Consider the following 13,522-nt stretch of genomic DNA (forward strand, 5'->3'; position numbering starts at 1 on the left):
ACTCCGGCATGCCGTCGCTGAGGCGGACCGCCTCGCGTCCGCGCTCGCGCGGGAGCCGTACGGCGTCGTACGCGAGGACGCGGTACTCGCCCCGGCAGTAGACGACGACCTCGACGCCTTCGGGCAGCTCCGCGACGCGGTGGTCGGGTTGAGCCCGGCGGCTTTGGCGAGCGCGTCCACGGTGCGCTCCCCCTGGGCCGGCAGGTCGAGTAGCTCCAGGCGTTCTCCGCTGGCCAGGGCCTTGCCGGTGCGGGCGAAGGCGTCGAAGAGATCGGCTTTGCGCCCGGCGGTCCCGGTGTCCTCCATGGCATCCTCCATAAATCCATGGAATATTGTAGAGGAGAGGGTCGCACCGGGGCCTCCGGCCGTGCCGCGACCCCGGCCCCGACCGACCCCGACCTCTACTGCGGGAGGACCCCATGGGCTTTGCCGACGACCACCTGATACCGCTGGTCGACGAAGGGCTCGGCAACAGCGCCTATCTCGTCGACCTCGGCGACGGCCGGGCCCTCGCCGTGGACGCGAGCCGCGATCTGCGCGGCCTGCGCGGGGCGGCGGAACGGCGCGGGCTGGCCGTCGCCTTCGCCGCGGACACGCACCTGCACGCCGACTTCCTGTCCGGCGCCGTGCAGTTGGCCCATGACGAAGGCGCGGCCGTGCTCGCATCGGCGGCCGGCGGGCGCGCCTTCCCCCACACCCCGCTCGCCGACGGCGACGAGGTCGACCTCGGCGGGCTGACCCTCCGCGCGCTGGCCACACCCGGCCACACGGACGAGCACCTGTCGTTCCTGCTCCTGGACGGTGCGCGCGAGATCGGGGTGTTCACCGGCGGCTCGCTGATCGTCGGCGCGGCCGCGCGCACCGACCTGCTCGGCGCCGACCGGACGGAGGAGCTCGCCCGCGCCCAGTACCGGTCGCTGCGGCGACTCGCCCTGTTGCCCGACCCGGTGGCGGTGTGGCCCACGCACGGCGCGGGATCGTTCTGCTCGGCGCCACCCGGCGCCGAGCGCACCACGACCATCGGCGCCGAGCGGCGGGCCAATCCGCTGCTGGCCGCGCCGGACGAGGACGCCTTCGTCCGCGAGCTGACCGGCGCCCTCGGCTCGTACCCCGCGTACTTCGACCGGCTCGGCGAACGCAACCGGCGCGGCCCCGCGGTCCTCGGGTTCGCCGCCGGTCGCACCGCGCCCACCGGCGTCCCGGACGCGCCCGGCGTCCCCGACCTGCCCGTCAGCCCCGGCGTCGCCGTCGGCCCCGGGCTGCCCGGACTCACCGTGCCGGAGGTGCGGGACCTGCTCCGGTCGGGTGCGCTGGCCGTCGACGCCCGGCCCGTCCGCGACTTCGCCGCCGGTCACATCCCCGGGGCGATCTCCCTGCCGCTGCGCGGGCAGTTCGCCACCTGGCTGGGCTGGCTGGTGCCCGAGGACACCCCGCTCGTCTTCGTCACCTCACCGGGACAGGACCTGGCGGACCTGGTGTGGCAGGCGCTGAAGATCGGGTACGAGCGGCTCGCCGGGCGCGTGGGCATGAGCGCCTGGACCGCCACCGGTGGCGAGCGGGAGACCGTCGAACTCATCGGCGCCGACGGCGTCGGCGACCGGCCGGTGCTCGACGTACGGCAGCGCGCCGAGCACACCGCCGGGCACATCCCCGGCGCGGTCGGCATCGAACTCGGCGAACTGGCCGCCCGTACCGGCGAAGCACCCGCGGGTGCCGTGGTCGCCTGCGGTCACGGCGAGCGCGCCATGACCGCCGCCAGCCTGCTCCTGCGCGCCGGGCACCGGGGCCTGGCCGTACTCGAAGGCGGCCCCGCCGACTGGGCGAAGGCCACCGGACGGGCGCTGCGGCACGGCGAGTCCGGGGCCACCGACCGGCCCGTCCGGGAGGGCGCGTGAGCAGCCAGGGCCCCGAGCCCGTCCCCGGACGCGCACCCGCCTCCGGCCCCACACCCACGCCCACACCCGCACCCACGCCCACACCCACGCCCACGCCCACGCCCACCGCACCCGCCACAACCACCACACCCGCCGGTCCAGGCACCGGTCCGGGCGCCGCCCCCGTCCCCGGGCCGCGCACCGGACTGCGCGCCAACCTCGCGCAGTTCACGCTGCTCGTCGCCGTCAACGCCCTCGTCGGCGGCATGCTCGGCCAGGAACGGACCGTCCTGTCCCCCCTCGCCGACCGGGTCTTCGGCCTCGACGCGTACACCGCGGCGCTGACGTACATCGTGGCGTTCGGCGCGACCAAGGCGGTCACCAACTTCTTCGCCGGCACCCTCTCCGACCGGTACGGCCGCAAGCCCGTCCTCGTCGCCGGCTGGCTGCTCGCCCTGCCCGTGCCCGCCATGCTCGCGTGGGGGCCGGACTGGGGCTGGATCGTCGCCGCGAACGTCCTCCTCGGCGCCTCGCAGGGCCTGACCTGGTCCACCACCGTCATCATGAAGATCGACCTCGCAGGACCCGAGCGCCGCGGCCTGGCCATGGGCCTGAACGAGGCGGCGGGATACGTGGCGGTCGCCGCCACCGCCATGGCCACCGGCGCCATCGCCGGCCACTACGGGCTGCGCCCGGGGCCCTTCCTGCTCGGCGCCGCCTACGCCGCCCTCGGCCTGGGCCTGTCGGCCCTCCTCGTACGGGAGACCCGCGACCACGCCCGCGCGGAAGCCGCGCTCCACCCCGAACAGAGCCCGGCGGTCACCGGGCTGACGACCGGACAGATCGTCCGGCGGACCAGCCTCACCGACCGGTCCCTGTCGTCGGCCAGCCAGGCGGGCCTGGTCAACAACCTCAACGACGCCCTCGCCTGGGGCGTCTTCCCGCTGCTGTTCGCCGCGCACGGCCTGTCCATCGGCCGGATCGGCGTCCTGGCGGCCCTCTACCCGGCCGTGTGGGGCGCGGGCCAGCTCGTCACTGGCTGGTGGTCCGACCGCGTCGGCCGCAAGCACCTCATCACCGCCGGCATGCTGCTCCAGTCCTGCGCCATCGCCCTGGTCGCCATCGGCACGACCTTCGGGGTGTGGGCGACCGCCCAGATACTGCTCGGCCTGGGAACGGCCCTGGTCTACCCGACCCTGCTGGCCGTCATCGGCGATGTCGCCCACCCCGCCTGGCGGGCCCGTGCCGTCGGCGTCTACCGGCTGTGGCGGGACGGCGGCTTCGCGGTCGGCGCGCTGCTGGCCGGAGTCGTCGCCGACGCCTACGGGCTCACCGCGGCGGTCTGGGCGGTCGCCGCGCTCACGGCCGCGTCCGGCCTCCTCGTAGCGGCCCGCATGACCGAGACCCACCCCCGCCCGGCCCGCCGCCCCGCCACCACCGCGTGAAGGGGAACCGGACCGGTTCCGTTTCTCGCGCAAGTGGGGGAGATACCCGCCGGTTACGGACTAGAGTCGGCTCATTACCGCTGGTTGAGGACCAGTCGGCGGTCGTGGGGACTGGGGAGTCCCGGGGGAGGGCCTGTATCTCGATGAGTCGTCGCTCCAACGGTTTGATCGGCGTGTGGGCCGAAGCCCAGCGCCAGCAGCAGCGGCAGCATGAGGCGCAGCACCGCGCCCGAGCACAGCAGCAGCGGGAGCGGGAGCGACAACAGCGCGCGCACGAACGGGAACTGGCCCGGACGCAGCGCGAGCGGCAGGTCGCCTACCGCCGGCACCGGGAAGCGGACGCGAGTCGGCGCACCGAGGCGCTGGAAGCGCGGGTCGCCTCGTTGCGGGGGCTGCTGACCGCCGGGTGCCGCGCTCCCGCGTTCCGTGCTGCCGCCCTGTCGCGCCCGGAGGAGCTCGAACCGTTCTCCCCCGGGCAGCTCGCGGTTCCCGTCACCATGCCGGACCCCGGCCGGTACCAGCAGCCGCAGAACGGCTGGAGCCTCGGCGGAGGCCGGCGGGCGCAGGAGGAGGCACGGGCACGGTTCGAACACGACTGGCACGCGGCGCAGGCAGCGGAGGCCCAGCGCCTGCACCAGCTGGCCGCGTACCGGCAGCAGTACGACCAGTGGGCGCGGGCGCAGTTGTCGGAGATCCGCCGCCACAACGCCGGTGTGGCCGAGATGACGGCGGCGCTCCGCGGCGGCGACCCCGACGCGACCGTGGAGTACTTCTCCGCCGCCCTCTACTCCTCGTCCGCGTGGCCGGAGGAGTTGCCCCGGCAGTTGTCCGCCTCGTACGACGTCGCGGCACGCCAGCTGGTGATGGACTGGGAACTGCCGCGCTACGACGTCGTTCCGGAGACGAAGTCCGTCCGGTACGTGCCCAGCACCGATCAGGACAGGGAGACGGCCCGGCCGGTCGCGCAGCGCCGGGCGCTCTACCGTGACGTGCTGGCCCAGTGCATGCTGCTGGTGCTGCGCGACCTGTTCGCGGCGGACGAGTTCGGCACCCTGGAGTCCGTGGCGCTGAACGGGTTCGTGGACGACCACGACCCCGCGACGGGTCACCGGACGCGGATCCACCTCGCCACGGTCATGGCGTCGCGATCGGCCTTCGCCCAGCTGCACCTGGAGCAGGTGAACGCGGTGGACTGCCTGGTGGACGGCCTTCGCGGGCAGTTGTCCGCGCGCCCCGACCAGCGCACCGCGATCCGTCCTGGCCGACGGCCCGACGACGTGGGCCAGGAGGTCGTCTCCCATGGTGGCGACGGCGACCCGGACCTGTACGAGATGGACCCGATCGCCTTCGAGTCGCTCGTCGCGCGGCTGTTCCGCGCCATGGGCATGCAGGCGGTCATGACGCAGCGGTCGAACGACGGCGGTGTCGACGTGGACGCCCTGGATCCCACCCCCATCCGGGGCGGCAAGATCGTCGTCCAGGTCAAGCGGTACCGCAACACCGTCCCGCCGACCGCCGTCCGCGACCTCTACGGAACTGTGCAGGACGCCGGTGCCAACAAGGGGGTGCTGGTCACGACGTCCCGCTTCGGCCCCGGCTCGCACACCTTCGCCAACGGCAAGCCGCTGGAACTGGTGTCGGGCAGCGAGCTGGTCGATCTGCTGCACCGCCACGGCCTGCCCGGCCGCCTGGGCGACGGCGGGTCCGGGGCAACCGGCCGGCCCGGCGACAGCCGGCCCGACGACGACGGGGCCACGGCGCCGGGCGCGCTCGATCACGGCGGGGCGGCCGTGCCGGGCCCGCGCGCCGGGTCGCGTACGCCGGCCTCAGCGCCGGAGCCCGACCACAATGTGCTCGGCATGTCCTGGTCCGGCACGGTCGCCCTGGACGTCTGCGCCCTCGTGTGCCAGGGGAACCAGGTCCTCGGCGACGACCATTTCGTCTTCTACAACAACCCCCGGTCGCCCGAGGGTGCGGTCCGCGCCGTCTCCCCGTCCGGTGCGGACAGGGCGGCGCTGTACGTGGCGTTCGACGCCCTCCCGGCGCGGGCGGACCGGCTCGTCCTCGTCGCGGCGATCGACCCCGTCGTCAACCCCGACGCGGATCTCGCCGGTTTCACCGACGCGGCGGTCCGGCTCCTCGACCCCGCCGGTGCCGAACTCGACCGGCTGACCGTGTCCGAGGGACGCGCCGGTGAGACGGCGCTGGTTCTCGGCTCGTTCCGCCGGCGTGCCGGCGGTGACTGGGACTTCGTCATGGGCGGCAAGGGGTACCGGGGCGGGCTGGAGGCGCTGGTCCAGGACCACGGCATCGAGGTCGCCTGACCCCCGCCCCGGGCTCACGGCGGGGCGGACGCCAAGCGCCGGGGCGCCGGAGCGCCGGGTCAGGGTCAGAGTCAGAGTCAGAGTCAGAGTCAGAGTCAGGGCAGGGTCAGGATCCGGGGGCCGTGCTCGGTGACGGCGACGGTGTGTTCGATGTGGGCGGCCCGGCTGCCGTCGGCCGTGTGCAGGGTCCAGCCGTCGGGGCCGGTGCGGTAGTCGTCGCCGCCTCCCGCCATCAGCATGGGTTCGATGGCGAGGGTCAGGCCGGGGCGGAGGCGGAAGCCCCGGCCCGGACGGCCCCGGTTGGGCACATGCGGGTCCTCGTGCATGGTGCGGCCGATGCCGTGGCCGCCGAAGTCGGCGGGCATGCCGCAGCGTTCGGCGGCGGCGACGGCGCCGATGGCGTGGGAGATGTCGCCGATACGGTTCCCGGGCACGGCGGCCGCGATCCCTGCGTCGAGGGCCCGTCGGGTGGCGTCGATCAGCGCCACGTCGGCGGGGCGCGGGGTGCCGACGGTGAAGGTGACGGCGGCGTCGCCGGTCCAGCCGTCGAGTGTCGCGCCGCAGTCGACGCTGACCAGGTCGCCGTCCCGCAGCCGGTAGTCGGTGGGGATGCCGTGGACGACGGCGTCGTTGACGGAGGTGCAGATCACCGCCGGGAAGGGCGTGGGCGCGAAGGAGGGGCGGTAGCCCAGGAAGGGCGAGCCGGCCCCCGCCTCGTCCAGGACCGTACGGGCCGCCTCGTCCAGCTCCCGCAGGGACACCCCGACGCCCGCCGTATGCCGCGCGGCCGCGAGCGCGCGCGCCACGACGCGGCCCGCCTCGCGCATGGCGTCCAGCGCTGCACCTGTCTTGATCTCCACCATCGTGTGCCTACCCCCTGCGACCCGGAACCCGGCTCCTGGCCCCCCGGGCCCCCGGGCCCCCGGGCCCCGAATCCCCGCCCCCCGGAACGCCGGAACACGGGAACGCCGGAACGCGGGAACGCGGAAACGCCGGATCGCCGGGAGCCCCCGGGCCCCTCGGAACCAATTCTTATACCGGTATTAGTATCACGGTCATGGTGAGAACTCCTTTGACCCCGTGGGAGCGGCAGCGCGGCGAGCGGTTCGGCGCGCTGCTGCGCGAGGCGCGGGGCGACCGCAGCATGGTGGAGATCGCCGCGTCGGCGGGGGTGTCCGCGGAGACGCTCCGCAAGATCGAGACGGGCAGGGCGCCGACTCCGGCGTTCTTCACGGTGGCCGCGCTCGCCGCCGCGCTGGAGATCTCCCTGGACGACCTGGTGGCCGCCTGCGCGGCGGGCTCCGGCGGCGGGGCGGAGGAGGCGCGGGCCCTGTCGGCCTGAGCCGAGCGCCCGCGCCCCGCACCGGCTCCGGTCGGCGGCGGGTTCTCAGGCGTGGCCGGGTGCGGCGGTCGCCGCCTGCCCGGCGCGCCAGGTGAGCCAGCCGCCGTCGAGGTTGCGGACGTCCCGGCCGTGCTGGGCGAGGATCCGCGCGGCGGTGTGGCCGCGCAGTCCGGCCTGGCAGTACACGACGACGGGCCGGTCCGCGGGGATCTCGGCGAGGCGCTCGCGCAGGTCGTCCACGGGGATGTTCAGGGCTCCGGGGACCGCTCCGGACGCGTGCTCGGCGCGGGTGCGGACGTCGACGAGTACGGCTCCGTCGCGCACCGCGCGGTCGAGTTCGTGCCACTGGACGGTGGGGGTGGTGCCGTCGGCCTGGTTCTGGGCGACGTACCCGAGCAGGTTGACGGGGTCCTTGGCGGCGCCGTACGGCGGGGCGTAGGCGAGTTCGAGGTCGGCGAGTTCCGGTGCGGTCAGCCCGGTGGCGATGGCGGTGGCCAGGACGTCGACGCGCTTGTCGACGCCGTCGGCGCCGACGGCCTGGGCGCCGAGGATCCGGTCGTCGGCGGGGTCGACGAGGAGCTTGAGGGCGAGGGGCCGCGCACCGGGGTAGTAGCCCGCGTGGGACGTGGGGTGGATGTGCAGGACGCGGTGGGGCCGGCCGGCGGCGCGCAGGCGCTTCTCGTTCCAGCCGGTCGCGGCCGCCGTGAGGCCGAAGACCTTGACGATCGCGGTGCCCACGGCGGTCCGGCCGCGCACCGGGCGCCCGGCGATGACGTCGGCGACGAGCCGGCCGTGCCGGTTGGCGAGGTTCGCCAGGGGTACGAGCGTGCCCTCGCCGGTGAGGTGGTCGCGCTTCTCGGCCGCGTCGCCCACGGCGAAGACGTACGGGTCGCTGGTGCGCTGGCGGTCGTCCACGGCGATGCCGCCGCGCGGGCCGGTCTCGATACCCGCCGCGCGGGCGAGCGCGGTGTCGGGGCGCACGCCGATCGCGAAGACGACCAGATCGGCGGGCAGGGTGGTGCCGTCGGCGAGTTCGACGCTGTCGGGCAGTACCTTGGCCACCCGCGCCGACAGCCTCAGGTCGACGCCGGCCGCGACCAGTTCGCCGGCCAGGGGCGCGGCCATCTCGGGGTCGAGCGGCGGCAGCAGCTGGCCGGCGTACTCGACCAGGGCGACGGCGAGTCCGCGCTCGCGGAGGTTCTCGGCGAGTTCGACGCCGATGAAGCCGCCGCCGACGACGACCGCGCTCCGGGCTCCCGTACCCGTTCGCACGGCTTCCAGGACGCGGTCCGTGTCGGCGACGTCCCGCAGCGTCAGGCCGCGTTCGGCGCCCGGCAGCGGGGGTACGACCGGCTCGGCGCCCGGACTGAGCACCAGCCGGTCGTAGCGCTCTGTGTACGTGCGGCCCTCGCTCAGGTCGCGTACGCGTACGGTGCGGGCCGCGCGGTCGATGCCGAGGACCTCGTGCCGGGTGCGGACGTCGATGGCGAACCGGGCGCGCAGGGACTCGGGGGTCTGCAGCAGCAGGTCGGCGCGCTCGGGGATGGCTCCGCCGATGTGGTACGGCAGCCCGCAGTTGGCGTACGACACGTGCGGGCCGCGCTCCAGGACCACGATCTCCGCCCGCTCGTCCAGGCGGCGCAGCCTGGTCGCGGCGGACATGCCGCCCGCGACGCCTCCGACGACGATGACCTTCACGGTGTTCTCCTCGGGCAGCCGGTCCAGACCTTCTCCTTATACCCCCCAGGGTATTTCGGCGTCCTTGGCGACGGACCGGGACGAAGGGCCCCACTCAAGGGCCGACCGGCAAGCACCGCAGCCCCGCCAGCCGCCCGCCAGCGAGCCCCGCAGCCCCCGCCAGCCGCCCGCCAGCGAGCACCGCAGCCCCGCCAGCCGCCCGCCAGCGAGCACCGCAGCCCCGCCAGCCGCCCGGCCACGAACCCCACGAGCCCCACGAGCCCACGAGCCCCGCAACCGGCGAGCCCCCGCAGACGGGCGCGGCCCCGGCCGGGCGAGCCCGGCCGGGGCCGCCTCCCGCGCGGTTCAGGACGGCAGCTCCATGACCGCCAGGGGCGTGGTCGTCGGCTGCTCGGAGCCGCCCGCGGGCTCCACGGTGACGCCCATCCCGGTCGCCCCGCCGACCTTCCCCTCCATGACCCGTGCGCCGTCCGCCCCGACCAGTCCGGCCGGCCGCATCCGGCCGTCGTCCGCGAACCACAGCTGGTACGTCCGGCCCTCGGGCAGCTCCGGCAGGCCGGACGCCAGGAACACGGCACGGTCCTCGGCGCGGGAGACGACCACCGTGGCCCGCGCACCGCCCTGGAGCGCGCCCGTCACGGTGCGGGCGTCGGCGGCGGCCAGCACCCTCGCCATCTCCTCGGCCTGGCCCCGGGCCAGGTCGGCGCGCTCCTCGGCCTGCCGGGCCTCCTGGTACTGCCAGACCGCCACGCCCCCGAACGCGGCCGCCGCCGCCACGCAGGCCGCCAGCACGAAGCGGGGGACGGCGAGCCTGCGACGGGACACCGGAGCGGTGGTGGCGCCGGACGGTACGTGCGGCGGCAACTGCCGCACCGTGCGGATCCGGTCCAGGACCTGGCCCTTCATGGCGGCGGGAGGCGCGGCGGCGACGGCGGCCCCGAGCCGGGCGGCGGTGGCGGTCAGCTCCCGCACCTCCTGGGCGCAGGCAGGGCAGTCCCGCAGGTGGTGCTCGAACGCCTCGCGCTCGTCGTCCGGGAGGGCGTCCAGCGCGTAGGCCCCCGTGGGCGCGTGCAGGTGTTCCTCACTCATGCGTTCACTCCCATGCAGTCGCGCAGCCGGATCAGCCCGTCACGCAGCCGCGTCTTGACCGTGCCCAGCGGCGTCGAGAGGGAGGCGGCGACCTCTCGGTAGGTGTAGCCCTGGTAGTAGGCGAGCGTCACCGCCTGCCGCTGGAGTTCCGTCAGCGACCGGAGGCAGCGCCGTACCTGCTCGCTCTCGAGCCGGACCGCGACCTCCTCGCTGACCTGGTCGTACGCGGGCGTGCCCGCGTCGCGGCGCGCGCTGCGCCGCTCGCGTTCCGTCGCCGCCTGCTCCGACCGGACCCGGTCCACGGCACGGCGGTGGGCGATGGTCATCACCCAGGTCATGACGCCCCCCTGCTCGGGCCGGAAGCGGGTCGCGCCGCGCCACACCTCCAGCATGACCTCCTGCGCCACCTCCTCCGACTGGGCCGGGTCCCGCAGCACCCTGAGCACCAGGCCGTACACGGGCCCGGCGATCTCGTCGTACAGCGTGGCGAACGCCTGCTGGTCGCCGTCGGCGACGCGGGCGAGGGTCTCCGCCAGATCGGGACCGCGCCGCGCGGCGCCGCCGATGCGCGCGATGTCGTTCACACGGCACCTCCCGCCCGGCGACGCTCCACCAGGTGGGGTGGGATGTCATGACCGCCCATACGTAACCACGTGACCCTTCCGCGCGACGCCGACGGCACCGGCAGGCGGATGCCGGCCGTGCCCGGGACTCTTCTTCTCGCCGGGTGGTTCGGAGCCGACCGCCGCGCGGATGGGTACGTCCCGCTCCCCTGTACGACCCTGGGCGACCCATCTGTGGCACGACCGGCAACGAATCCCTCACATGAAGGGTGATACCTCCTTTTCCCTGATGTTCCCCGCCGAATCGGACGAGCCGGGAGAATCCGTCGAGTCGAGCCTGCCAGGTCGGCCGGGCCGGCCGGGCGAGCAGAGTCCGCCGGGCGAGCAGAGTCGGCCGGGCGAGCAGAGTCCGCCGGGCGAGCAGAGTCCGCCGGGCGAGCAGAGTCGGCCGGGCGAGCCGTCGGGGTTCGACCGGACGTCCGGGCTGCGCGCCGCGATCAGGCGCCGACTGGCCAGCGAACGGCTGGACGACCTCGCGGACGACGTGCTGCTCGTCGCCACGGAGCTGGTGTCCAACGCGTACCGCCACGGCTCCCCGCCCCTCACCGTCGGCCTGCGGCTCCACAAGGACCCGGGTCGGGTGCGGGTCCGGGTGGAGGTGGAGGACGCGGGTACCGGTCTCGACGTCGGCCGGATCCGGGCCCGCTGGCGCCACCCGTCGTTCTCGCTGGCCGACGGGGGGCGGGGCCTCTTCCTCGTGGACTCCGTCGCCCGCTCCTGGGGCGACACGCCGTCCGCGCACGGGCACACCGTCTGGGCCGAGTGGGAAGGCCGCGCCGAGAACAGACCCATCCGGCCGCCTCCGAACTCCGAATGACCTCCGAACGAACCAGAAGGCGCCCGCGCTGCGGCGGGCGCGACGACGGGAGAGCGGAGAGTCGTGAAACGGCGGAGGATAGCGGTCGTGGGCGGCGGCGTCGCGGGGCTGACGGCCGCCCACGTACTGCGGCGAGCGGCCGACGTGGTGCTGTACGAGGCCGACACCCGGCTCGGCGGCCACGCGCACACGCACGCCCTGACCCTGCCGGACGGCCGGCGGGTCCCGGTCGACTCCGGGTTCATCGTGCACAACGACCGCACCTACCCGCACCTCCTGCGGCTCTTCCGCGAACTGGGCGTCGCCACGCGCGGGTCGGAGATGAGCATGTCGGTGCGGTGCGACGGGTGCGGCCTGGAGTACGCGGGGGCGCGCGGCCCTGCGGGGCTGTTCACCGGCCGCCGCACCCTGAGCGGCCCGTACCTGAGGATGCTCGCCGAGGTGCCGCGCTTCCACCGGTCCGCCCGCCAGGTGCTGCACACGGGCGGTGCGGGCGACCCGCGGCGGGCGGACACGTACACGCTGGGCCGGTTCCTGGCGGACGGCGGCTTCTCCCCTTACTTCGTGGCGCACTTCATCGTGCCCCTCGTCTCCGCCGTGTGGTCGTGCCCCGGCGAGACGGCCATGTCGTATCCGGCCCGTCACCTCTTCCGTTTCCTGGCGCACCACGGGCTGCTGTCGATCGGCGGTTCACCCCGGTGGAAGACCGTGACGGGCGGCTCCGCCACGTATGTGGACCGGGTGGCCGAGGGGCTCGGGGACATCCGCCTCGGCACCCCCGTGCACCGGGTCCGGCGGCTGACCGACCGGGTACGGCTGACGACCTCGCACGGCGACACCGAGGAGTACGCGGCCGTCGTCATCGCCGCCCATCCCGACCAGGCGCTGCGGATGCTGGCCGACCCGACCGCCGACGAGACCGCCGTCCTCGGCGCGTTCCGCTACTCCCGCAACCCGACGGTCCTGCACACCGACACCTCGCTGCTGCCGCGCTCGGCCGGGGCCCGCGCCTCCTGGAACCACTACCTCCCCGCGTGCGCGGCGACCGCCGACGCCGTCCACGTCAGCTACGACATGAACCGCCTCCAAGGACTGCCGGACGGCGCCGAGTTCGTCGTCAGCCTCAACGCCGGCGACCGGGTGGCCCCGGACCGGGTCCTGGCCCGCATGGTGTACGAACACCCCGTCTACTCCCCCGAGTCGGTCGCCGCGCAGCGGCGGCTGCCCGGACTCGCCACCGACGTCACCGCCTTCGCCGGGGCCTACCACGGCTGGGGGTTCCACGAGGACGGCTGCCGTTCGGGCGTGCGGGCCGCCGCGGCGCTGGGGGTGACGTGGTGACGGCCCCGGTGGAAGGACCGGCGGACGCGTCGCCGGACGATCCCCTGGTGCCCGTGGCACCCGCGCTGTACGAGTGCGTCGTCGCCCACGCCCGTACGGCGCCCGTGCGCCACACGCTGCGCCACCGCACGTACCTGTGGTTCGCCGACCTCGACCACCTGCCGGGCTCCGCGCCACGGCCCCGCCCGCCGGACGGCACCCCTCCGCCGCACGGCACCCGTCCGCCGCACGGCACCCGCCCACCGGACCACGTCCACCCGCCGGACCGCGCCCGGCCACCACACCACGCCCACCCGCCGCGCCGCGCCCGCCCGCCGCTCGTGCTGCGCGCCCTCGCCCTGCGCGCCCTCGCGCGGTTCGATCCGCGCGACCACTTCGGCGGGACCGCCGCCACGCTCCGCGAGGGCCTGGACGCCTGGCTCGCGGCGCACGGTGTCGACCTGGGCGGCGGGCGGGTGCTGATGCTGGCCCACGCCCGGGTACTCGGCCACGTCTTCAACCCGCTCACCCTGTACTGGTGCCACGACCGCGCCGGCACCCTCGTGTGCGTGGTCGCCGAGGTCCACAACACGTACGGCGAGCGCCACTGCTACCTGCTGCGGCCCGACGCGTCGGGCCGGGCCGAGGTGCCCAAGGACTTCTACGTCTCGCCGTTCTTCCCCGTCGACGGTGTCTACGACATGCGCCTGCCCCTGCCGGGCGAGCGGCTGGCCCTCACCGTACGGCTGAGGTTCGGCGACACCGCACGGCCCCCCTTCACCGCCACGGTGCGCGGCCGCCGCACGGCCGCGACGACACGGAACCTGCTGCGGGCCGCGCTGCGGCACCCGTGGTCCACCGCGGCCGTGTCGGCCGCGATCCGGCGGCACGGCGTACGCCTGTTCCTGCGCCGCCTCCCCGTACAGCCCCGTCCCCCTCACCGTCCGCAGGAAGGCATGCGATGACCCTCTCCACACCGCGTGACACCCC

Annotated in this window: 11 protein-coding genes; 7 read left to right on the forward strand and 4 right to left on the reverse strand. The window is 75.1% G+C overall.

Going from position 1 to position 13,522, the window contains the following annotated elements; translation table 11 throughout:
• The first annotated feature begins 419 nt into the window (after positions 1–419).
• The 3 genes from ACGF5U_RS12640 (at position 420) to ACGF5U_RS12650 (ending at position 5,643) form a co-directional block, all read left to right on the forward strand.
• Complete coding sequence (locus tag ACGF5U_RS12640) at positions 420–1,895, forward strand: rhodanese-like domain-containing protein (protein WP_392710053.1); 1,476 nt, start codon at positions 420–422, stop codon at positions 1,893–1,895.
• Positions 1,892–3,319, forward strand: coding sequence for an MFS transporter (locus ACGF5U_RS12645; protein ID WP_392710054.1), 1,428 nt, complete (start codon positions 1,892–1,894; stop codon positions 3,317–3,319). Before ACGF5U_RS12640 ends, ACGF5U_RS12645 begins: the two co-directional genes overlap by 4 nt.
• Positions 3,320–3,462: 143 nt before the next feature.
• Positions 3,463–5,643, forward strand: coding sequence for a restriction endonuclease (locus ACGF5U_RS12650; RefSeq protein ID WP_392710055.1), 2,181 nt, complete (start codon positions 3,463–3,465; stop codon positions 5,641–5,643).
• Between the two features lie 95 nt (positions 5,644–5,738).
• Here ACGF5U_RS12650 and map read toward each other — a convergent pair whose 3' ends face one another.
• Positions 5,739–6,506 (reverse strand): type I methionyl aminopeptidase, encoded by a 768-nt coding sequence (gene map / locus ACGF5U_RS12655; RefSeq protein WP_392710057.1) that lies wholly within the window; start codon positions 6,504–6,506, stop codon positions 5,739–5,741.
• Between the two features lie 194 nt (positions 6,507–6,700).
• Here map and ACGF5U_RS12660 point away from each other — a divergent pair, with 194 nt between their 5' ends.
• On the forward strand, positions 6,701–6,985 hold the full coding sequence (locus ACGF5U_RS12660) for a helix-turn-helix domain-containing protein (RefSeq protein ID WP_392710059.1): 285 nt from the start codon (positions 6,701–6,703) through the stop codon (positions 6,983–6,985).
• Between the two features lie 45 nt (positions 6,986–7,030).
• Here ACGF5U_RS12660 and ACGF5U_RS12665 read toward each other — a convergent pair whose 3' ends face one another.
• From ACGF5U_RS12665 to ACGF5U_RS12675, 3 genes are all read right to left on the reverse strand, one after another.
• The gene (locus tag ACGF5U_RS12665; RefSeq protein ID WP_392710060.1) at positions 7,031–8,683 is read right to left on the reverse strand and encodes an FAD-dependent oxidoreductase; all 1,653 of its coding nucleotides are present in this window, start codon (positions 8,681–8,683) and stop codon (positions 7,031–7,033) included.
• Between the two features lie 345 nt (positions 8,684–9,028).
• Positions 9,029–9,772, reverse strand: coding sequence for an anti-sigma factor domain-containing protein (locus ACGF5U_RS12670; RefSeq protein WP_392710062.1), 744 nt, complete (start codon positions 9,770–9,772; stop codon positions 9,029–9,031).
• Positions 9,769–10,356, reverse strand: a complete 588-nt coding sequence (locus ACGF5U_RS12675) for a sigma-70 family RNA polymerase sigma factor (protein ID WP_392710063.1) — start codon at positions 10,354–10,356, stop codon at positions 9,769–9,771. Before ACGF5U_RS12675 ends, ACGF5U_RS12670 begins: the two co-directional genes overlap by 4 nt.
• Before the next feature lie 241 nt (positions 10,357–10,597).
• Here ACGF5U_RS12675 and ACGF5U_RS12680 point away from each other — a divergent pair, with 241 nt between their 5' ends.
• The 3 genes from ACGF5U_RS12680 to ACGF5U_RS12690 all read left to right on the forward strand — a co-directional run bounded on the left by ACGF5U_RS12680 (position 10,598) and on the right by ACGF5U_RS12690 (position 13,497).
• A complete protein-coding gene (locus ACGF5U_RS12680) occupies positions 10,598–11,212 on the forward strand; it encodes an ATP-binding protein (protein WP_392818381.1) in 615 nt (204 codons plus the stop codon).
• Between the two features lie 87 nt (positions 11,213–11,299).
• A complete protein-coding gene (locus ACGF5U_RS12685) occupies positions 11,300–12,553 on the forward strand; it encodes an NAD(P)/FAD-dependent oxidoreductase (RefSeq protein WP_392710066.1) in 1,254 nt (417 codons plus the stop codon).
• A 53-nt stretch (positions 12,554–12,606) separates the two neighbouring features.
• Positions 12,607–13,497 carry a DUF1365 domain-containing protein gene (locus ACGF5U_RS12690; protein ID WP_392710640.1) on the forward strand — a complete coding sequence of 297 codons (891 nt, stop codon included), beginning with the start codon at positions 12,607–12,609 and terminating at the stop codon, positions 13,495–13,497.
• Positions 13,498–13,522: the final 25 nt, after the last annotated feature.

The organism is Streptomyces sp. NPDC047886 (assembly GCF_043204435.1).
GTDB lineage: Bacteria > Actinomycetota > Actinomycetes > Streptomycetales > Streptomycetaceae > Streptomyces.

Excerpts from the sequence above, each read along its gene's own strand:
- ACGF5U_RS12660 (WP_392710059.1), top strand. The coding sequence starts at position 6,701 with ATGGTGAGAACTCCTTTGACCCCGTGGGAGCGGCAGCGCGGCGAGCGG.
- ACGF5U_RS12640 (WP_392710053.1), top strand. The coding sequence starts at position 420 with ATGGGCTTTGCCGACGACCACCTGATACCGCTGGTCGACGAAGGGCTC.
- map (WP_392710057.1), bottom strand. The coding sequence starts at position 6,506 with ATGGTGGAGATCAAGACAGGTGCAGCGCTGGACGCCATGCGCGAGGCG.
- ACGF5U_RS12670 (WP_392710062.1), bottom strand. The coding sequence starts at position 9,772 with ATGAGTGAGGAACACCTGCACGCGCCCACGGGGGCCTACGCGCTGGAC.
- ACGF5U_RS12680 (WP_392818381.1), top strand. The coding sequence starts at position 10,598 with ATGAAGGGTGATACCTCCTTTTCCCTGATGTTCCCCGCCGAATCGGAC.
- ACGF5U_RS12650 (WP_392710055.1), top strand. The coding sequence starts at position 3,463 with ATGAGTCGTCGCTCCAACGGTTTGATCGGCGTGTGGGCCGAAGCCCAG.